Source organism: Marinobacter sp. SBS5, from assembly GCF_048285575.1.
Classification (GTDB): Bacteria; Pseudomonadota; Gammaproteobacteria; order Pseudomonadales; family Oleiphilaceae; genus Marinobacter.
This window is the reverse complement of sequence record NZ_JBLWAZ010000003.1, coordinates 348,222-367,858: the sequence shown is the minus strand read 5'-3', so window position 1 is coordinate 367,858 and position 19,637 is coordinate 348,222. Positions and strand designations below refer to the sequence as shown.

Annotated in this window: 16 protein-coding genes; 12 read left to right on the top strand and 4 right to left on the bottom strand. The window is 53.5% G+C overall.

Going from position 1 to position 19,637, the window contains the following annotated elements; translation table 11 throughout:
- Nucleotides 1-14 precede the first annotated feature (14 nt).
- The 8 genes from fabG to putP all read left to right on the top strand — a co-directional run bounded on the left by fabG (nucleotide 15) and on the right by putP (nucleotide 7,615).
- Nucleotides 15-758, top strand: a complete 744-nt coding sequence (fabG, locus tag ACNQ6O_RS08780; protein WP_418052852.1) for a 3-oxoacyl-ACP reductase FabG — start codon at nucleotides 15-17, stop codon at nucleotides 756-758.
- A 133-nt stretch (nucleotides 759-891) separates the two neighbouring features.
- Nucleotides 892-1,125: an acyl carrier protein gene (acpP, locus tag ACNQ6O_RS08775; protein ID WP_114333443.1), complete on the top strand. Its 234-nt coding sequence runs from the start codon at nucleotides 892-894 to the stop codon at nucleotides 1,123-1,125.
- Between the two features lie 125 nt (nucleotides 1,126-1,250).
- Nucleotides 1,251-2,498, top strand: a complete 1,248-nt coding sequence (fabF, locus tag ACNQ6O_RS08770) for a beta-ketoacyl-ACP synthase II (protein ID WP_418052851.1) — start codon at nucleotides 1,251-1,253, stop codon at nucleotides 2,496-2,498.
- A gap of 7 nt (nucleotides 2,499-2,505) precedes the next feature.
- Complete coding sequence (locus ACNQ6O_RS08765) at nucleotides 2,506-3,324, top strand: aminotransferase class IV (RefSeq protein ID WP_418052850.1); 819 nt, start codon at nucleotides 2,506-2,508, stop codon at nucleotides 3,322-3,324.
- Nucleotides 3,324-4,394: an endolytic transglycosylase MltG gene (gene mltG, locus ACNQ6O_RS08760; protein ID WP_418052849.1), complete on the top strand. Its 1,071-nt coding sequence runs from the start codon at nucleotides 3,324-3,326 to the stop codon at nucleotides 4,392-4,394. Before ACNQ6O_RS08765 ends, mltG begins: the two co-directional genes overlap by 1 nt.
- Entirely contained in the window at nucleotides 4,394-5,038 is a 645-nt protein-coding gene (tmk, locus tag ACNQ6O_RS08755; RefSeq protein WP_418052848.1) for a dTMP kinase, read from the top strand. The genes mltG and tmk overlap by 1 nt, the downstream gene beginning before the upstream one ends.
- Before the next feature lie 4 nt (nucleotides 5,039-5,042).
- A complete protein-coding gene (locus ACNQ6O_RS08750; RefSeq protein ID WP_418052847.1) occupies nucleotides 5,043-5,822 on the top strand; it encodes an AraC family transcriptional regulator in 780 nt (259 codons plus the stop codon).
- 302 nt (nucleotides 5,823-6,124) lie between these two features.
- On the top strand, nucleotides 6,125-7,615 hold the full coding sequence (putP, locus tag ACNQ6O_RS08745; protein WP_418052846.1) for a sodium/proline symporter PutP: 1,491 nt from the start codon (nucleotides 6,125-6,127) through the stop codon (nucleotides 7,613-7,615).
- 304 nt (nucleotides 7,616-7,919) lie between these two features.
- Here the strand turns inward: putP and ACNQ6O_RS08740 are convergent, their stop codons facing one another.
- Nucleotides 7,920-10,514, bottom strand: a complete 2,595-nt coding sequence (locus ACNQ6O_RS08740; RefSeq protein ID WP_418053366.1) for a bifunctional aconitate hydratase 2/2-methylisocitrate dehydratase — start codon at nucleotides 10,512-10,514, stop codon at nucleotides 7,920-7,922.
- 259 nt (nucleotides 10,515-10,773) lie between these two features.
- Here ACNQ6O_RS08740 and ACNQ6O_RS08735 point away from each other — a divergent pair, with 259 nt between their 5' ends.
- Nucleotides 10,774-11,382 carry a tRNA-(ms[2]io[6]A)-hydroxylase gene (locus tag ACNQ6O_RS08735; RefSeq protein WP_418052845.1) on the top strand — a complete coding sequence of 203 codons (609 nt, stop codon included), beginning with the start codon at nucleotides 10,774-10,776 and terminating at the stop codon, nucleotides 11,380-11,382.
- A 45-nt stretch (nucleotides 11,383-11,427) separates the two neighbouring features.
- Here ACNQ6O_RS08735 and ACNQ6O_RS08730 read toward each other — a convergent pair whose 3' ends face one another.
- Entirely contained in the window at nucleotides 11,428-12,309 is an 882-nt protein-coding gene (locus ACNQ6O_RS08730) for a LysR substrate-binding domain-containing protein (protein ID WP_418052844.1), read from the bottom strand.
- A gap of 139 nt (nucleotides 12,310-12,448) precedes the next feature.
- Here ACNQ6O_RS08730 and ACNQ6O_RS08725 point away from each other — a divergent pair, with 139 nt between their 5' ends.
- Nucleotides 12,449-13,219, top strand: a complete 771-nt coding sequence (locus ACNQ6O_RS08725) for a ferredoxin--NADP reductase (RefSeq protein WP_418052843.1) — start codon at nucleotides 12,449-12,451, stop codon at nucleotides 13,217-13,219.
- Nucleotides 13,220-13,394: 175 nt separating this feature from the next.
- Nucleotides 13,395-14,042, top strand: coding sequence for a hypothetical protein (locus ACNQ6O_RS08720; protein WP_418052842.1), 648 nt, complete (start codon nucleotides 13,395-13,397; stop codon nucleotides 14,040-14,042).
- 57 nt (nucleotides 14,043-14,099) lie between these two features.
- Here the strand turns inward: ACNQ6O_RS08720 and ACNQ6O_RS08715 are convergent, their stop codons facing one another.
- Nucleotides 14,100-15,956 carry an LTA synthase family protein gene (locus ACNQ6O_RS08715; protein ID WP_418052841.1) on the bottom strand — a complete coding sequence of 619 codons (1,857 nt, stop codon included), beginning with the start codon at nucleotides 15,954-15,956 and terminating at the stop codon, nucleotides 14,100-14,102.
- A gap of 256 nt (nucleotides 15,957-16,212) precedes the next feature.
- Here ACNQ6O_RS08715 and ACNQ6O_RS08710 point away from each other — a divergent pair, with 256 nt between their 5' ends.
- The gene (locus ACNQ6O_RS08710) at nucleotides 16,213-16,998 is read left to right on the top strand and encodes a hypothetical protein (RefSeq protein ID WP_418052840.1); all 786 of its coding nucleotides are present in this window, start codon (nucleotides 16,213-16,215) and stop codon (nucleotides 16,996-16,998) included.
- Here ACNQ6O_RS08710 and ACNQ6O_RS08705 read toward each other — a convergent pair.
- Nucleotides 16,980-19,592, bottom strand: a complete 2,613-nt coding sequence (locus ACNQ6O_RS08705; RefSeq protein ID WP_418052839.1) for a mechanosensitive ion channel domain-containing protein — start codon at nucleotides 19,590-19,592, stop codon at nucleotides 16,980-16,982. The two genes, ACNQ6O_RS08710 and ACNQ6O_RS08705, sit on opposite strands and share 19 nt — an antisense overlap.
- Nucleotides 19,593-19,637 lie beyond the last annotated feature (45 nt).

Sequence of the window (19,637 nt, the reverse complement as noted above, 5' to 3'; positions counted from 1 at the left end):
AGACGGAGTAGGTTATGTCGTTGGAAGGCAAAGTAGCGCTGGTTACCGGGGCGACCCGGGGCATTGGTAAAGCCATTGCTCATGAATTGGCGCGTTTGGGTGCCGAAGTGGTTGGTACCGCAACGAGTGCCGAAGGCGCTGACTCTATCTCGGAAGGGCTGAAAGCCGCCGGTTACAACGGCTACGGCCTTGTGATGGATGTGGCCAACCCGGAAAGCATCGATGCCGGATTGAAACAGATCGCTGAGAAATCAGGTGCACCGCTGATTTTGGTCAATAACGCGGGTATTACTCGTGATAACTTATTGATGCGTTTGAAGGACGACGACTGGGCAGCGGTTCTGGAAACCAATTTGTCCAGCGTTTATCGCACCAGCAAGGCTGTGCTGCGTGGCATGGCCAAGGCTCGCTGGGGCCGGGTGATTAACGTAAGCTCGGTGGTTGCCAGCATGGGGAATCCAGGGCAAGGCAACTACTGTGCTGCCAAAGCAGGGGTTGAAGGTTTCACTCGTAGCTTGGCGAAAGAGATGTCAAACCGGGGTATTACCGCGAACTGCGTTGCGCCGGGCTTTATTGATACCGATATGACTAAAAAACTGGACGAAAAGCAGCGTAACGCTATGCTGGAAATTATACCGGCAGGGCGTTTGGGCGAGCCGGAGGAAATTGCTTCCGTTGTGGCTTTCCTGGCATCTGATGGTGCTGCTTACGTGACGGGAGAAACGATTCATGTGAATGGCGGCATGTACATGGGCTAAGCCCATCATAGGGCGGTAATGCAACCCCTTGTCGTACAACATGTTTAACTGATCCCCCTGCTTGTCTGCAGGTAGGGTTTAAACTAAACTGGCAATTATCGAGTTGCTTGGTTGACACTAAAGTGAGGACATTATGAGTACAGTTGAAGAGCGCGTTAAGAAGATCGTCTGTGAACAGTTGGGCGTTAAAGAGTCCGAAGTTCAGAACACATCTTCTTTTGTAGAGGATCTTGGCGCTGACTCACTGGACACTGTTGAGCTGGTTATGGCCCTTGAAGAGGAATTCGAAACCGAAATTCCTGACGAAGAAGCCGAAAAGCTGGGCACGGTTCAGAACGCGATCGACTACATCGTCGCGCACACCTGATACTCTGCTGATCAGATTGCCAGGCGAAAGCCGTCCTTTTTGTAAATTGAAGGACGGCTTTTTTATTGGCTGAACATCAGTAACGTTGATGGATATTTTTATAGAACAATCAGGTGAATGAGGATATGAGTAAACGACGGGTTGTTATCACGGGCATGGGGATGCTTTCACCAGTGGGGAACGATGTAGCGTCTTCATGGGCTTCAGTGTGTGCTGGACGAAGCGGTATTGGAGCTATAGATCGCTTTGACGCAACCGATTACAACACGCGCATTGGTGGTGCCGTCAAAAATCTCGATATGGAACCCTGGTTGTCCAGCAAGGAAGCACGCAAACTTGATGCTTTTATCCACTATGGCTTGATTGCAGCTCAGCAGGCGGTGGACGACAGCGGTCTGGAGCAGTATGACAAACTCGACCGTGAACGTGTGGGAATTGCTATTGGCTCCGGTATTGGCGGTTTGGAGTACATAGAGAAGAATATCATTCAGATGGAGAAGTCGGGGCCTCGCAAGGTGTCTCCATTCTTCGTGCCTGCATCGGTCATCAACATGATTTCGGGCAATGCCGCCATTCGCTTTGGGTACAAAGGGCCTAACATTGCGATTGTTACTGCCTGTACCACCGGTACCCACAACATTGGTTACGCAGCGCGAACCATTGCCTACGGTGATGCGGATGTTATGTTGGCGGGCGGTTCCGAGATGGCTACCACTCGTTCAGCGGTAGCTGCCTTCTCGTCTGCACGTGCCTTGTCGACCCGCAATGACGAACCTGAAAAAGCCAGTCGCCCCTGGGATAAAGAGCGTGACGGATTTGTATTGAGTGATGGAGCAGGCGTGCTCGTGCTGGAAGCGTTGGAGCACGCTCAGGCCCGTGGCGCTACTATTTATGGCGAGGTTGTCGGGTTTGGTATGAGTGACGATGCTCACCATATTACGTCGCCTCCCGAGGGTGGTGAGGGTGCGGCTCGGTCGATGGCCAATGCGGTTCGGGACGCTGGGTTGTCCGTTGATCAGGTGGACTATATTAACGCCCACGGCACCTCCACCCAGGCTGGTGATATCGCCGAAGTAGCGGCGGTTAAATCGGTTTTTGGTAAACACGCTGAAAGCCTTGCAGTCAGCAGTACGAAATCCATGACTGGCCATCTGTTAGGTGCTGCGGGCGCAGTGGAGGCGATATTCTCGGTTCTGGCTGTTCGAGATGGTATTTTGCCGCCAACCATCAATCTGGATAACCCTGATGAAGGGTGTGACCTGGATTTCGTGCCACACACCAGTCGAAAGGCGGATGTTAAAGTGGCCTTGTCCAACTCGTTCGGCTTTGGCGGTACCAATGGTACGCTGATTTTCAGCCGATTTGAGGGCTGAGCCCGCTGTGGTAACGCTATATTGGGCGGAAGACGGTGGTTTTCCGCCCGATGATCGGGGGCTGGCCTATGGCGACGGGCTGTTCGAGACCATTAGGGTCGACGGTGGCTGCGCACCTATGCAAGCCTATCATCTGGACAGGATGACCCGAGATGCCGCACGCTTGCGGATTCCTGTCGCTCGTGTAGAGCTGGAACGCGCGCTTCATCAAGCACTACAGCGTTATTCCAGTTGCCATCCTGAAAGCTCTTGGGTGCTCAAGTTGACGCTCACCCGGGGGTCAGGAGGGCGTGGCTACCGTCCAACGCCTGACTTGCAGCCAAACCTTCTGATTTCTCATGCAGCTATGCCGCCATTGGCTCCGGCTAGTGGGGTGGCGGTTGATTTCTCTCGTGTTCCACTCACGGTAAATCCTCTTTTTTCTGGTATTAAATCCTTGAATCGGATAGAGCAGGTGATGGCGGCGTCGGAGCTTCAAGACGGTGTGTTCGAAGTGCTGATGGCGAATGCTGCCGGCCAGATCGTTGAGGGTACCCGAACCAATCTCTTCATTGACACTGAAGACGGCTGGCGCACACCTCCGCCTGATTCCGTGGCAGTGATGGGGGTCATGCGCAGAGTTGCTTTAGAGCGCCTTCGTGCGAACGGTGAGGTGGTTCATGAGGCCCCGATTTTGCCAGACGATTTGCTTGCATCGAACTGCCGGGGAGTTTATTTAACCAACAGTGTGCTGGGTGTGGTTTCAGTACGTACTTTGGCCGGGCAGGATTTGCCTGTGACGGGCCGGCTTGCGACAATCTGCGGCTCCACTCCAATAACGGAATAATGCGTGTGTTCAGGAAGTTAATAGTTTCGGTTTTTGCTCTGGGCGTGATTGCCGTAGCGGCTGCAGCTCTGTGGGCCTGGCAGGGGTTAGAGACGCTGAAAAAACCAGTGGCGCTTAAAGAGCCTGTGCTGTTCAGTGTTGAGCACGGTACCTCATTCAATGGTCTTGCCCAAGAGCTAGCCCGTAAGGGATTGGTGTCGGACTCGCTGTGGTTGCGCTTGCACGGTCGACTGAACCCAGAGCACACACGCATCAAGGCGGGAGACTACGAGATTACGCCGGGTATGACACCTGTTGATATCGTGCAGTCCATGGTTGAAGGCAAGGTCAAGCTGTGGGCTGTGCAGTTCATCGAAGGTTGGACCTTTTCAGATCTTCGTGGCGCTTTGGCTAATTCAGAGAACTTAAAGAAAGTAACAACCGAGTGGTCTGACAAGCAGGTTATGGATGCTGTAGGGGCGAGTGATCAACATCCTGAAGGTTGGTTCTTCCCAGACACTTACATGTTTAGCAGCAGCGAGACTGATCTGGATATTCTGAAGCGCGCCTACAGTCGAATGACGAGTGTGCTCGAGCAAGAATGGGAGGGGCGCGCTAAAGACTTGCCCTACAAGACATCCTACGAAGCGCTGATTATGGCGTCGATCGTAGAGCGCGAAACGGGTGCTCCCTATGAGCGCCAACAGGTAGCCGGGGTGTTTGTCCGCCGCCTTCAGAAGGGGATGCGCCTTCAGACCGATCCGACGGTCATTTATGGAATGGGTGACAAATATGACGGGCGAATTCGCAGGCGCGATTTGCGCACGCACACACCTTACAACACCTATCGAATTGATGGTTTACCGCCCACGCCGATTGCACTTCCTGGGCGGGATTCTATTCATGCAGCCTTGCACCCGGATGATGGTGATGCGTTGTACTTTGTTGCCAGGGGCGACGGCAGTCACAAATTTTCAAGAACTCTGGCCGAGCATCAGAAGGCGGTCAGAGCTTTCCAGCTGAATCGTAAAGAAGGGTACCGGTCCTATCCGGTTCCGGACGCTCAGACCAACAACGGCGGAGACAATTGATGGCAACTCGAGGCCGTTTTATTACCTTTGAAGGAACCGAAGGCGTGGGTAAGTCTACCCAAATGAAAAATGCCGCGGCGACTCTGGAATCTTTGGGTATCGATTGTCTTGTGACTCGGGAGCCTGGCGGTACGCCGATGGCCGAAAACATTCGTGAACTTCTGCTGGCACCCCGGGAAGAGTCTGTTCACGAAATGACCGAGCTACTTCTGATGTTCGCAGCTCGGGCTCAACACCTGCATACCCATATACTGCCCGCATTAGATGCCGGTAAGTGGGTGCTGTGCGACCGGTTTACCGATGCTACCTTCGCGTATCAAGGTGGTGGGCGTGGTGTTTCGAAGGAACGCATTGCGGTGCTTGAAACCTTGGTTCAGGGCGATGTGCGCCCTGACCACGTTATTTTGTTGGATGCGCCTGTAGAAACCGGAATGGCGCGGGCCAAAAAACGCGGTGAGCTGGACCGTTTCGAGCAGGAAGACGTCGATTTTTTCCAGCGTATTCGCGAAAGCTATCTTGAGCGCGCTACGGCCGCCCCGGGGCAATACCATATTGTGAATGCCGCGTTGCCGCTGGAACAGGTTTCCGAAAGCGTGGCGGCTTTGCTTACCGCCCTGGCCAAAGCGCCTCAGTTGGTGGGTTAGAGCAATGCTTGATGCAAGGATCGTAAAACTCCCCGCGAATGCCCAGCAACATCATCACGAGCACCACCAAGTTGTTGTCGGGGTTCGAGGCGCTGCCGAGTTGTGTGTGGATGGACTAGGGGCGTATCTCGATACTTGGAAAGCGTGTTTGGTGCCTACAGAGATTGAGCACGATTACTGCGGCGATCAGAAAAACCATGTGTTGGTGATCAACCTCGATCCTCAGAGCCCGGCGCTTGCATCTTCTGCTCATCGAGAATACGAGTTGTTGGCTCGAATGTTTGATAAACCTTGCACGGTTCAGATGGATCACCGGTTGCAGGGCTTGGTTCAGTTTGCGGCGGGTGAATTTGACCGCGCGCCGGATAACGAGCCCCTGCACCGTCATTTGGCTGCGAGCATTCTGTATAGCATGGCGGATCGGGTTATTGATGGGGCTTCGGTCAAACCTGCCCGTCACAGTGTTAGTCCGGAAGCAACCCGCCGTTTTATTCTTGAGAACCTGCACCGGAAAATCACCGTCAAGGATCTTGCGGGTGAAGCCTGTTTAAGCGTTAGCCGGTTCCACGAAATTTTCCGGGAAGTGGCCGGTATTACCCCTCATCAGTTTTTGTTACAAACCCGTCTAGAGCAGGCCGCCAGTTTGCTCGCCAGTAGCCAGCTTTCGGTCTCTGAAATCAGTTACCGAACAGGCTTCTCCTCCCAGAGCGCTCTCACCAATGCGTTGCGCAAATACAAAGGAACAACGCCCTCTCGACTCCAAATTGGCGAATATGTCGCATAATTCCGGCAAAAATCAGTAGTACCGGAGGATTGTGTAAAAGAATCGTAGGATTTCGTAAGCCGTGAGTGGGTAGTAATACTAACTTGTGTCGCCTGAAGTCCCGTATTGCCGACTTGTTGTTGATTTCAGTCGCAAAATGCTGAAGTTTAACTATATTGAAGGAGTATCCGTGCGAGGTGCGCTTCGCTCCAACGAGGATGGAATTCGGCTAAACAAGAATAACAGCGCAGTGGGCTGGCCTGAGCGCCACAGCTGCGCTTAGAGAGCGGATCTAATCCGACTCATTAAACCGGAGGAGCCTTATGGCTATTGGTGTTTGGATCAGTCTTTTTGCTTACTTTGCGCTCATGATTGCCATCGGCATTTATGCAATGCGCACGTCTACGTCTTCGTCGGAAGACTACATGTTGGGCGGGCGAGCTCTTAGCCCGAAAGTAGCGGCCCTGTCGGCCGGTGCGTCTGATATGAGTGGATGGTTGCTGCTGGGGCTGCCGGGTGCGTTGTACGTGTCTGGTTTGGCGTCAGCGTGGATCGGTATCGGTCTGTTTGTAGGTGCATTTTTTAACTGGGTGCTTGTCGCGCCTCGCTTACGAGAGCAAACGGTACATTATGGTAACGCCATTACGATTCCTTCCTTCCTTGCCAACCGATTCCCAACGCAGGCTTTGTCGCTAAGAACCGTGTCGGCGATTGTTATCGTTGTGTTCTTTGCTGTGTACACCGCGTCTGGCTTGGTGGCCGGTGGTAAATTGTTCGAAAGTGCCTTTGCCGGCATCTTCAACTTCGGTGGTCTGAGCGATTATGCAGTGGGTATCGTGATCACCTTGGGTGTGGTTTTGGCCTACACCGTTGTGGGTGGCTTCCTGGCGGTGAGCATGACCGACTTCGTGCAGGGCTGCATCATGATGCTGGCTTTGGTCATCATGCCGGCGGTTGTGCTGTTCGGTGAAGGGGGCGGCGGTTACGCCCAAGCAGCACAGACTCTTAACGAGGTCGACCCCACGCTGTTGTCGTGGACTGAAGGGCTGACGTTCGTTGGCTGGTTGTCAGCAGTGACTTGGGGTCTTGGCTACTTCGGCCAGCCGCACATCATTGTTCGCTTCATGGCGATTCGCTCTCTGAAAGACGTACCGACCGCCCGGAACATTGGTATGGGTTGGATGGGTATTTCCCTGATCGGTGCGGTTTCTCTGGGTGTCTTCGGTCGTGCTTACGCAGTTCGTAACGGCTTGGAGATTGCCGACCCGGAAACCATCTTCATCATCCTTTCTGACTTGCTGTTCCATCCGCTGATCACTGGATTCTTGTACGCAGCGCTGTTGGCTGCTGTTATGAGTACCATCTCCAGTCAGTTGTTGGTGTCTTCTTCCTCACTAACTGAAGACTTCTACCGCTTGTTCCTGCGCAAAGAAGCGACTGATCGTGAGTGCGTGAACGTAGGTCGTGCCTGTGTTGTGGCTGTTGGTCTGGTTGCCGCGGTGATCGCGTCGGACCCTGACTCACAGGTTCTGGCTCTGGTCAGTAACGCTTGGGCAGGCTTTGGTGCAGCATTTGGTCCTCTGATCCTGCTGTCACTGATGTGGTCCCGTACTAATGGCGCTGGCGCGATTGCAGGCATGGTAATCGGTGCTGTAACGGTCATGGTATGGATTTCACTGGGCTGGAACGGCAGCTTCATGGGTGGTCCAGGTGTATACGAGATCATCCCTGGCTTCGTCGCTGCCTTCATCGCCATCATTGTGGTGAGTCTGGCTACGTCCGATGCTGGAGAGTACCAGCACATCAGCCGGTAAAGGGTATCGGTAGAGCGTGCTAAACGATGAAAGGGCTCCTTCGGGAGCCCTTTTTTTGTGCCTGAATTAGCTAATCGTTGTTCGTGTTCGTGTTCGTGTTCCTATTTGAGTAGTGAGGCTTCGGTGTGGGGTAGCTTTTCTGCAGGGAAAAAGATGTCTGAGCAAAGCGAGTTATTTTTCCCGAAAGAAAAGCTACCCCGCGGCGGGGCCGGGACATACGCACCGAGGAACTATTTAGCAGGCACAAAAAAACGCCAGCCCGAAGGCTGGCGTTTTCATGGAGCTAAACCGAAAAGGTTAGTGCTTAAGCGACAGTCGCTTCAGACGCCTTCTTGGTGTAGTTCTCCATCTGGTCAAAGTTGAGATACTTGTAGATCTCAGCTGACATGCTGTCCAGATCTTTAGCGTACTCCATGTACTCCGCAGGAGTTGGAAGCTTGCCAAGGATCGCACCAACAGAAGCCAGTTCCGCAGAGGTCAGGTACACGTTGGCACCATCGCCCAGACGGTTCGGGAAGTTACGGGTAGAGGTAGACAGAACGGTGGACTTTGCAGCCACACGTGCCTGGTTACCCATACACAGTGAACAGCCCGGCATTTCGGTGCGAACACCGGCAGTGCCGTAGATGTTGAAGTAACCTTCTTCCATCAGCTGAGCCTGGTCCATCTTGGTCGGTGGGGACATCCACAGACGGGTGTTCAGAGAGCCTTTGTGCTGCTCAAGCAACTTACCAGCGGCACGGAAGTGACCGATGTTGGTCATGCAAGAACCGATGAATACTTCGTCTACCTTGTCGCCAGCCACTTCAGACAGGAACTTGGCGTCGTCTGGGTCGTTCGGGCAGCAAACGATCGGCTCTTTGATGTCAGCAAGATCGATTTCAACAACGTGAGCGTACTCAGCGTCTTTGTCAGCACGCATCAGCTTAGGATCAGCCAACCAGGCTTCCATTTGCTGAGCACGACGCTCCAGAGTACGTGGGTCGCCGTAACCTTCAGCGATCATCCAGCGCAGCATGGTGATGTTAGAGCGCAGGTACTCGGCAACAGACTCTTCAGACAGGTTGATGGTACAACCGGCTGCAGAGCGCTCGGCAGAGGCGTCTGACAGTTCGAACGCCTGCTCAACAGTCAGGTGCTCCAGACCTTCGATTTCCAGGATACGACCAGAGAATTCGTTGATCTTGCCTTTCTTCTCAACGGTCAGCATGCCTTGCTTGATACCGTACAGCGGGATCGCGTGTACTAGGTCACGCAGGGTGATGCCTGGCTGCATTTTGCCTTTGAAGCGAACCAGAACGGATTCTGGCATGTCCAGAGGCATAACACCGGTCGCCGCAGCAAATGCAACCAGACCAGAACCGGCCGGGAAGGAAATGCCCATCGGGAAACGGGTGTGGGAGTCACCACCAGTACCAACGGTGTCTGGCAGAAGCATGCGGTTCAACCAAGAGTGGATGATGCCGTCGCCCGGACGCAGGGAAACACCGCCACGGTTACGGATGAAGTCCGGCATGGTGTGCTGCATTTCAACGTCAACCGGCTTTGGATAAGCCGCGGTGTGACAGAAAGACTGCATAACCAGGTCAGCCTGGAAGCCCAAGCACGCCAGATCTTTCAGTTCGTCACGGGTCATAGGACCAGTGGTGTCCTGAGAGCCCACAGTAGTCATGTGAGGCTCGCAGTAGGTGCCTGGACGAACGCCTTGGCCTTCTTCCAGTCCACACGCCTTACCAACCATCTTCTGACCCAGGGTGAAGCCCTTGGTGCCAGCTTCAGGGTCATTCGGCAGACGGAACAGATCCGTTGCGCCCATGCCCAGAGCAGTACGTGCCTTGGCAGTCAAGCCACGACCGATGATCAGCGGGATACGGCCGCCAGCCTGAACTTCGTCCAGGATAACGTCAGATTTGAACTCGAACTCGGAGATAACGTCACCGGCTTCGTTCAGGATCTTGCCTTCGTACGGACGGATTTCGATCACGTCGCCCATGTTCATGTTGTCTACAGGTGCTTCGAATACCAAAGCGCCGGCATCTTCCATAGTGTTGAAGAAGATCGGGGCAACCTTGTTACCGATACACACACCGCCAGCACGCTTGTTTGGCACGCCTGGGATGTCGTCACCGAAGAACCACAGAACAGAGTTAGTGGCAGACTTACGGGAAGAACCAGTACCTACAACGTCGCCAACGAAAGCAACAGGCAGGCCTTTGGATTTGATTTCTTCGATCTGGCTCATTGGGCCAGTTACGCCTGGCTCTTCCGGCTTCAGGCCATCGCGTTCCATTTTATAGGCGGCGCGAGCGTGCAGCGGGATGTCAGGGCGGGACCATGCGTCCGGAGCCGGAGACAGGTCGTCAGTGTTAGTTTCGCCAGTAACCTTGAAAACAACCATCTTGGTGCTTTCAGGAACCTTGTTTTTATTGGTGAACCACTCAGCGTTGGCCCAGGATTCAATAACAGACTTGGCGACAGCGTTGCCAGCGTCCATTTTTTCTTTAACGTCGTTAAACGCGTCGAACATCAGCAGAGTGTGCTTCAGCTCTTCACCAGCCAGCTCGGCCAGTTCAGGGTTGTCCAGCAGGTCAACCAAGGTTTCAATGTTGTAGCCACCTTGCATCATACCCAGTAGCTGAACGGCTTTCTTGCTATCGATCAGCGGAGAGGCCGCTTCACCTTTAACAATAGCGGTCAGGAATGCCGCTTTAACGTAAGCCGCTTCGTCTACTCCTGGTGGTACACGGTTTTCCAGAAGATCAACCAGAGTTGCTTCTTCACCGGCCGGTGGGTTTTTCAGCAGATCTACCAGAGCGGCAGTCTGTTCGGGGTTCAGCGGCTTGGGTGGAATGCCCAGAGCAGCACGTTCAGCAACGTGTTCACGATAAGCTTCTAACACGATATGGACCCTCATCAGTTGGAATTTCCCTCGCCGGTGGCATGCCGCCTGGCGGGTGTTTTTTGGCGAAAAGGCCTCAGGAGCCTCTGAATAACGCCTAAATTGGCCGGCGGGGCATTCAGATTTTATTCAGAGACACCTTGATCCGGCGCTGTATTCTATAGGAAAGCACTTATAAAGTTAAGTTGGACAGAGGTCGGACCTGTCTGATACGTGCGGTATACTCCGGTGCTTTCAGAACCTGACCAGATTCAATGATATGAATGACGCCTTGAAGGAAATACACGAATTTTTGCCGTGCCCAACGCCAACACAATGGATTGAGAATGCGTTGGCGAACCAGAATTTGCTGCTGATCGACCACGCTCATTGCGAGAAAAAGGCGGCTTCTACCGCGTTAAGTCTGATGTATCGGTATGTCGAGAACACCGAACTGCTGAATAAAATGTCTCGCTTGGCCCGGGAAGAGTTACGGCACTTCGAGCAGGTGCTGGCGATCATGAAAAAGCGGGGGGTGACCTACGCCCATCTCACGCCAGCACGGTACGCAGGTGGCATGAGGGATCTGGTTCGTAAGGACGACCCGGGCCGTTTGGTGGATGTGTTGATTGTGGGCGCGATTATTGAGGCGCGTTCCTGTGAGCGTTTTGCCGCCCTGGCACCGCATCTGGATGAGAAGTTGGCTGAATTTTACACCGGATTGTTGAAGTCTGAGGCGCGCCACTATCAGGATTACCTGAAATTGGCTGTCCAGGCTAACGGCGGTGCGGTCGATGAGCGTGTCGCAGAGTTTATGGCGGTTGAAAAAACTCTGATTGAAACGCCGGATTCGGAATTCCGTTTTCACAGTGGGCCAATACCGGCCTGACCTTACTACCCGAATCTCATATAACGATGAGATTCGGGTAGTTGCTCAAAGCTGCCTGCACAGCTCCATCCATTGAGCAATGCCGGCACTGCGGTACTTCTGTTTGTGCAGGATGAAGTAAAACTGCCGATTGAAAGAACGGTGTTCCGGCATTGAAAGAGGGACCAGACTGCCGCGCTTGAAAGCGTCTGCCAGCACGACCCAGGATAAGCAGCCGACGCCAAGGTTGGCTTCCACTGCGCGTTTGATGGCCTCCGTGTGCTCCAATTCCAGAAGGACGTTCAGGTCCGGTAACAGGCCTTGCATGCCGCGTTCGAAGCTCTGGCGGGTGCCGGAGCCTTGCTCTCGCATGATCCAGACCGCCTCACGCAGATCGTCATCGGTCAATTGCTTTCTATTAGCCAGTGGGTGGGCCGGAGAACAAAATGCGACTAGTTGGTCTTCACGCCATGGAATGACCTCAAGTTCCGAGGCCTGCAGTTCTCCTTCGATCAAACCGATATCTATTTCAAAATCCTTGACCCGGCGAGCAATGGTGCTGGTATTGGCTACCTCCAGCGAGACTTTCGGCCGGGTAGGGGTGTTCATGTATTGGGCCATAACACCAACGGCGAGATAGTTCCCGATCGTCAGGGTTGCGCCAACCTTCAGTGCGCCGATTTCAGAGTGTTTGCTGAACGCTTGTTCCAATTCAGTCGCTTGGGCGAGAAGTGCTTCGGCTTTCGGGCGGTAAAGTCTGCCCAATTCATTAAGCTGCAAGCGTTTGCCAACCCGGTCGAAAAGCCGGATGTCGAACTGGCTTTCAAGTTCTTTTAGAGCGCTGCTGGCCGCAGATTGGGACATGGACAACGACTCCGCTGCCCGAGTGATGTTCTGGAAATGGGCTGCAGCGAGGAAAACTTCTAGTTGGCGAAAGCTGTATTTCATGGTTTGGCTACCAGAGTAAAAGCTGTTTATTCAAAAAATCGAATAGCATTATGAGAGCATCCCATTTTGTCGATTTCAAGAAAAAGCTTACACTGGGCACATCTTAAATTCTTAACGATTGCTAGCTTGCGAGGGCACCATGAGTAAGTTGATGAAAGAAACGGTGACCAGTGTACATCACTGGAACGATACCTTGTTCAGCTTCAAGACAAGCCGGGACCCGGGATTCCGTTTCAAGAACGGGCACTTTGTCATGATCGGCCTGGAAGCTGAAGGTAAGCCTCTGATGCGTGCGTACAGCATCGCGAGCGCCAACTATGAAGAAGAGCTGGAATTCTTCTCAATCAAGGTGCCTGATGGTCCACTGACCTCTCGCCTGCAGAAGATCAACGTTGGCGATGAAATTCTGGTTAGCCGCAAACCGACCGGCACGTTGATTCTGGACAACCTTTTGCCCGGCCGTAACTTGTGGCTGATTAGCACTGGCACCGGATTGGCTCCGTTCATGAGCATCATCAAGGACCCGGAAGTCTATGAGGCTTATGACCGAGTCATTCTGACTCATGGTGTGCGCTATGTGTCGGAGTTGGCGTACCAGAGTGAAATTGAAGGTCTGCCGGATAATGAATTCTTCGGTGAGATGGTTGAAGGAAAGCTGTTGTATTACCCGACGGTGACTCGTGAGGCGTTTCGAAACCAGGGTCGACTTACAGATGCGATGGAAAGCGGAAAGATCACCCGTGATCTGGGCCTCCCGGAGTTCGATATCGAGCAGGACCGTTTCATGATCTGCGGCAGCCCAAGCATGCTTAAGGATACTTGTGCGATCCTGGATAATAAGGGCTTCAAAGAAGCGCGCGGCGGCGACCTTGGGCACTACGTTATCGAGCGTGCCTTCGTAGAGCAGTAACGGCTGTTTGCTTAATATTGAGTGTTAATAAGAAGCCTCCTCGACGACCGTCGAGGAGGCTTCTTTCGTTTTGGCGGCATCAAAGGATTTCTACCTTTACCATGTGTTAATAGCTTTGTGACCCCGGTTGTCTAATGTCTATACTCACCGGTGATCTCATAAAAGGAGGGGTGAAATGGGCGTCACGGAGTGGTTTGGCGCTAATGCGCAGTGGATCTCGCCGGTCACCAGTATCGGCACGATGATGATCTGGATTTTCTATGCGCAACTTTTGTATAGCAGCTACGCTCGGCAAACCCGAGCGCGTATCTTGATCAACCGCGCGGTGGGCGACGAGGGAATGGATTCGCCCTGTCTGGTGTGCAATATGAGTAGTGAATCCGTTTACGTCTATTTCGTGATGGTGCGGGTGGAGACGACGGATGGAGATTTTTTTGTGCCGGCAACCGACTGCGGGCATGCCTCGGCTGAACGCGATCACGCTGATCTAAAGACTCGAACTCACCAGGGGCCACTGGAATCCGGAAGTTGTATGCAGTTGTGTTCATTTAAGGAAACGCTGGATCGAGCGGCGTGGTTGGCGAGTGCGCCCATTAAAGATGGGCGACCGACAACCCCGGAAGTTGACCTGACCGCGATGGAGTATCATGTGGTCTGCATCTACGGTTCTGATAAGCGACCGTTTGGGGCAATTCGGCGGTTCGAAATTAAACGTGATGACAGCGATCAGTACAGTCTGGTGGCCACCACCACGGATACCCAGAAACGCTCATCGTTACGGTATCAGAAGCAAATATCCCAATGGCTCCAGAAACATGGCTGACTACAGCGTACCTGTTGGCCGTCCACACGAACTGTGCGTTGGCTGCTTTTAAGCATCTCAGGTATCGGGTGCAGCCAATCGGTTGGCGTTCTCTATCAGCGCTAGCCGCTCTTCAAGTGTTAGAAAGGGCTCTTCGTCCGTTTTGGCCAAGGTGCCAAAAACTTTTTTTGGATCGAATGCCCAAGTCGCGCAGCGCGTCATTAGTTCTGTGCAGACCAGTAACTTTCCCTGATTGCGTAGAAAATACTTCATTCCGGTATAGGTATCAGCCAACAGAAGGTCGCGGGTTGGCGCTGAGTTCATGGCCAGCAAGCTGGTGCCAATCATGCCGCCGGCGGTAGAGCCATGACCGCTGGCATCCAGAATCGAAATTGCTACGTCCAGCTGTGATATCAATGCAGTATCGGGCGCGTAGTACGAGAGGTTGTCCTGCGCAGGGGGCTTCACCGCAAGCATGCCAACGTTGTTGTTCAATGGAAGCGTTTCATGGTCTTCGCGAATAAATCCGCCGGACTCGTCGGAGGTGACGATCACCAGGGTGTTTTCCAGGATGCCTTGCTGCTCCAGTTGGCGGAGGAAATTGTCGAGGGTTTCGGCCATGACCTTCATCGCGTTTATTCGGGCGGTTTGCGGTGACGGTATCGGGAGAATGGTTTCATTGTCGTCTTCGGCCTTTTGGGCGGCGAGCCATTGCTCGGTTTTGTCACCGATGTTGAACGGGTGGTGCGTGCCAACGTTGAGCGTGGTCACGAACCACGGCTTGTGTTGGCGATTAAGCGACCGGAGTCGCGTTGCAATATCGGTAAAGAAGACCGGGTCAGGTGGCCCCCAGCCTTCGGCTTCGTTCTCTGCGGTAAACATTTCGGCGCCGGTGACGTCCATGTAACCGGCCTGCGGCATAAACTCATCTTTGTTCATGTAATCGATGGGGGCAGCCTGCCAATAGGCTGTGTGGTAGCCCTGGGCTTTCAGTTTTTCGGGGAGACAGTCCGGCGCAGCTTGTTGGCTGGCAACCAGGTTGACCTTTTCCGAGGAGCGTCTCAGGTCCGGGTAGCGGCCGCAGGTAAGGGTAAAGGTTCCGCGATCAGTTTGCCGCTCTATGCTCAGAACATTCTTGTAAACGCGAAAGCCGAGATCGTTAAAGGTCTGTTCCAAGTTTCCCAGAGAGACCACTGGCGAAAGCCCGTGAAAATTGCTGACTGACGGTAGATATCCACCTGACATGCCTTCGATCATGATGACGAGTACGTTGGGCGGTGGCGAAATGTTTCGGCCGCTTACCTGTTGGTGAAAAAAATGGGTCCGGTTTTTTAGATCCTGACGAAGCTCGACCTTTTGGTTGCCAAGAGCGGTACCGACCGGGTTGATCAGTGCGCCCGGAATCTGCGCCAAAGTGCTCGCCACCAGATTGTTGGCAGGGGTAGTCAGGCTTGGAAACGATAGGGTGTAGATGACCAGTGTGGCAGCCGCAGCACCTGAGAGTGGCAGGAGTCGAGCGTGAGAAAACGGTACCCAGCGACGGTGCAACTGGTGCAAAAGCCAAGCCAGTGCCAAGTATACTGGCAAGGTGATCAAGTAAACATTTAGCAGGCTGCCGCTGATGAACGTGCTGTCCATACTTTTGCCTGCGAATGCCAGTTGGAACAGCGTGCCATGGGCTGTCAGATGCATGCCTGCAACGTAAAGGGCGCAGCCAAGAGCGATGACGATCAGCCCTCGCAAGATACCGCGGCTTCCTTGTAGCATCAGTGTCAGAAGAATTGCGCCCGCGATATCGCTGCCCAGCGTGCCAGGCATGCTGGGGATCACGCCACTTTGTAATATCAGCAAGCCTCGGACAGATAGCAGCCAGCCGAAAGATAGCAGGAAGGTTCGAGTTAGGCCGTGGTCGGCCAGCTGGCGCAGTTTCATCATATGTAATGTCTGTTTTAGGGAGTCATCGGTACAGTATGGGCGTCAGGTAAAATGCTTCAACCCTGCCAGGCTGCTTGGAGCTTGAGAGGTGATTAGCTGGGAATCTTTGTATGTATCTGTTTTAGTTGGATTTTCGTGTTTTTGGATGAGGGGTTGCGTGTTTAAACAAAGTGTCCATATCGTAATCGGTCGTTGCGTGCGTTTTTTTCTCGAACGTTCGTTCACAATTCTGTCGATGATTTTGCTGGTGTCTCCTATGAGCGCTGGAAATGCGATGGAACGAGCGGGGCTGGGATTAAGTTCTTCAGAGTTGTCGTGGGTTGGCGATCGAATATTTCAAAACGAGTGTGCGGGTCGCCGGGAATGTTTGGTTCACTGGAATCAGGGAGAAGCTTTCCCTTCACTAGGTATTGGGCATTTCATCTGGTATCCCGAGGGAGTGACGGGGCGGTTTACTGAGAGTTTCCCGGCTTTGTTGGCTTTTATGAAAAGAGAAGGTGCGGACATTCCGGTTTGGCTGACTGAAGCCAAGGGCGCACCTTGGTTGGACCGGAACCTGTTTAATGAAGCGGCATCCCAGTCCGACCGAGTTCAAGCTCTCAGGACTTTTTTGTACGAAACCCGTGGTTTGCAAGTCCGTTATATACAACAACGAGCCAGAGCCTCTCTGGCGAAAGTGGTCGCAGCGGCTCCGGATGATAAAAAGCCGTTGATCCGGCAGAAGCTCGATGCGCTCATGCAGACACCCGGAGGCGTTTACGCGGTGATGGATTATGTGAATTTCAAGGGCGAGGGGCTGTCTGAAACAGAGCGGTATCAGGGACAAGGTTGGGGCTTGCTGCAGGTTTTACTCGCGATGCCCGATGAGTCCGGCCGCCCGTTGGTGGAATTTCGGGAGGCCGCTGCCGACGTACTAAAACGCCGTGCCCAAAATGCTGCCAACCCCATTGAGCAGGAGCGCTGGTTGCGGGGTTGGCTTAAGCGGCTGCAGACCTACACTGAGCCGGCCAGTGTGGACGCTGGTCAGGACGGCTCTTCTTGAGGGGGCGCCCCAGGGTCTGCTTTCGCCGAAGTCTCCGGTAAGGAGTGGATGCGGATATCCCGTTGGGGGAAGGGGATAGTGATTCCTGCATCGTCCAAAGCGCGGGTGATTGCCGCATGTATTTCGTGGTACAGCGGCATCCTATCGGGCAAATCTTTCACAAATGCCCACACTTCGAAATTAATGCTGCTGTCGCCAAGCTCGACACAGAATACTGCAGGTGGCGGGTCATCCACCACGCGCTCGTTGTTATGAACCACTTCTGACAGTATTGCTTGCACCTGATCTATATCCGAGCCGTAAGCAACACCCACACGGATGATGAGGCGGGTGGTGGCATCCGACAGCGTCCAGTTGGTCAAATCTTGTGTGACGAAGGTTTTGTTCGGAATAACCTGTTCTTTTCGGTCCCAGTCGACCAAGGTGGTGGCACGAATTCGGATTCGCGATACTTTGCCGGTGATGCCGCCAATGGTTACGGTGTCTCCTACCCGGATTGGGCGTTCAAACAGGAGAATGATGCCGGACACGAAGTTTGCCACGATTTCCTGTAAACCGAAGCCCAGTCCAACGCCAAGAGCGGCAATCAACCACTGCAGTTTGGACCATTGCACGCCGATCACGCCCAGACAGACCACCACTCCGAGGAGTACCAGAATGTAGGTGGTGATTGTAGTGATGGCGTAGCCGGAGCCGGGTTGCAGATTCATTCGGCTCAGGAGGGTGACCTCCAGGGTTCCCGGAAGGTTTTTGATCGCCAGAACCGTACCTGTAGCAACCAATGCGGAGAGCAGGACATCGGCGAGCGTTATAGGTAGCGGGTCGCTCCCTTGAAGATCGGTGGCGATGGTCCAAAGGGTGATGTTATTGAATAGTTGGAGCGCCGGGATGACGTCTGTCCAAAGCAGGAGTAAGCCCGCTATCGCCACCGATGAAACGATGATGCGTAGCAGGGCAGAGCTCTGTTCGCTGATCTCTTTGAGGTTCATTTCTGGCATTTCCGGGCTGAGAAGAACACCTTCGCCAGAAGTGTCTGAGGCTTCTTTGGCTTCCGCTATTTTACGTTCAGCGGCGCGCTGCTCAATTAAGCGTTCCAGCGTGAGGCGACGCTCACGCACAGAAAGAGCTCTTAAGCCCATAAAATAAAGTAGTGATGTGAAGGCCAGCCAGCAAATCGAAATAAACAGATTGCGCTCAAGCTGCAGCGCTGTGTAGTGGTAACCAATTATCGATGCTGCGGCCAGTAAAATGGGAGTGGCAACGGCGATGAAGTGCAGGAAAAGTAGAAAGCGGCCCTGAGGTTTTTTGCGGCGAACGGCGGTCATGATGCGTTGAGCGAATATCGCGAGCACGATAGAGACCAGAATAAACAGGAATCGGCCAAGGCTGTCTTCGAACTTTGCGCCTTCCGGGGTCGAGCTGATGGAGGTTGTGATTACCGTGACGGGAATGATACAGGCCATCAACAGCAGCAACTCACGCCGTATGACCCGCAAAGATTCTGGGTTCCAGTGAAAGTGCTTTTCTCCCAGTCCTTGTTTGCTAGCGACGCTGCGAATCGACGCGAGTAAAAACATAATAAAGGCTGCAGCTGTGAGCCCTTTGGCGAGCGCTTCAAAAAAGGCATTGCCCTCCATCAGTAGCAGCGATGCCAGCGAGAATGCCAGAACGCCCGGGAGGGCCAAGAGAATGCTGTTCACCAGTGCGAGCAGTGTAAATGCGCTTCGATCCTGCCCCACGTTGCCAATGTAGCGACTGTTGGCCTCGAGGTTGCGTTTGATTGTTTTGCGCTTAATCAGAAGTATGATTAGTAGGGTAGCGACCAATGCGGCGCTGCCGCCACGCTCCCTGGCAGAGCGGGCAACTGCATCCCGAAAAGCGTCAATGCGGAGCTGCGACAAAAGCCAATGGGAGGATTCAACAAGCTCTTCGGCAGTGTAGGCGTTAATAATTTCGGCGCTCGGAAGCCAAAATAGCCGCTGCTGTAATAGTGTCTGGTATTTCTGCACTTGGTCTTGTAAGGCGTTGACCGTGTTGAAGTATTCGTTAAGCACGTTGATGTGCTCAGTTACGGCTTTGTGTAGCTCTCGTAACAGGGTCGCGCGGTGCCTGCGCAGCTGACTCCGGGTATCTTCTCCCGGGTCTGTGATGGCTTCAAACTCTTCCAGTCGCAGTTGTTCTTCGCGTGCTTTCGCAAGCTTGTCTTCAATGCCTTTAATGAAATCGCTGGCAATGCTCTGTTCCTGAAGACGCTCTAGCCGTTGTTTCAAAAGCTCTGCGTAATCAGCGGTCAAGTTAAGGCCGGCGTTTTCCAGTCTCAATTCAAAGCTTTGGTATTCACCCTGCAAACGGGACAGGATCGATTCGGCATAGCTCAAGCGTTCCTGGCTTTCCGAGAGAGCAGATCGTCGTTGCTCAAGCGACTCCTGAAGCGTTTGAATCTGTTTTCGAATATCCGAGTGAATGGATTCCGGGAGCTCGATTTGGGGCGGTGAATCCGTGCTTTGTTGCAGTTCTGGTTGAACGGCCGGGAGAGCTTCTTCGGGCGGGGGCGCATCCTGAGCCGAGGTTGTTCCTATTGCAAGGCAGAACATGAGTAAGCCGATTAGCCGTGTTATCGAAATTGTTCGGGGTAACGG

Coding starts and splice junctions, on each gene's coding strand:
- tmk (WP_418052848.1), top strand. CDS start 4,394: ATGGCAACTCGAGGCCGTTTTATTACCTTTGAAGGAACCGAAGGCGTG.
- fabF (WP_418052851.1), top strand. CDS start 1,251: ATGAGTAAACGACGGGTTGTTATCACGGGCATGGGGATGCTTTCACCA.
- fabG (WP_418052852.1), top strand. CDS start 15: ATGTCGTTGGAAGGCAAAGTAGCGCTGGTTACCGGGGCGACCCGGGGC.
- acpP (WP_114333443.1), top strand. CDS start 892: ATGAGTACAGTTGAAGAGCGCGTTAAGAAGATCGTCTGTGAACAGTTG.
- mltG (WP_418052849.1), top strand. CDS start 3,324: ATGCGTGTGTTCAGGAAGTTAATAGTTTCGGTTTTTGCTCTGGGCGTG.
- ACNQ6O_RS08750 (WP_418052847.1), top strand. CDS start 5,043: ATGCTTGATGCAAGGATCGTAAAACTCCCCGCGAATGCCCAGCAACAT.
- ACNQ6O_RS08735 (WP_418052845.1), top strand. CDS start 10,774: ATGAATGACGCCTTGAAGGAAATACACGAATTTTTGCCGTGCCCAACG.
- ACNQ6O_RS08715 (WP_418052841.1), bottom strand. CDS start 15,956: ATGATGAAACTGCGCCAGCTGGCCGACCACGGCCTAACTCGAACCTTC.
- ACNQ6O_RS08705 (WP_418052839.1), bottom strand. CDS start 19,592: ATGTTCTGCCTTGCAATAGGAACAACCTCGGCTCAGGATGCGCCCCCG.
- ACNQ6O_RS08710 (WP_418052840.1), top strand. CDS start 16,213: ATGAGCGCTGGAAATGCGATGGAACGAGCGGGGCTGGGATTAAGTTCT.
- putP (WP_418052846.1), top strand. CDS start 6,125: ATGGCTATTGGTGTTTGGATCAGTCTTTTTGCTTACTTTGCGCTCATG.
- ACNQ6O_RS08720 (WP_418052842.1), top strand. CDS start 13,395: ATGGGCGTCACGGAGTGGTTTGGCGCTAATGCGCAGTGGATCTCGCCG.
- ACNQ6O_RS08730 (WP_418052844.1), bottom strand. CDS start 12,309: ATGAAATACAGCTTTCGCCAACTAGAAGTTTTCCTCGCTGCAGCCCAT.
- ACNQ6O_RS08725 (WP_418052843.1), top strand. CDS start 12,449: ATGAGTAAGTTGATGAAAGAAACGGTGACCAGTGTACATCACTGGAAC.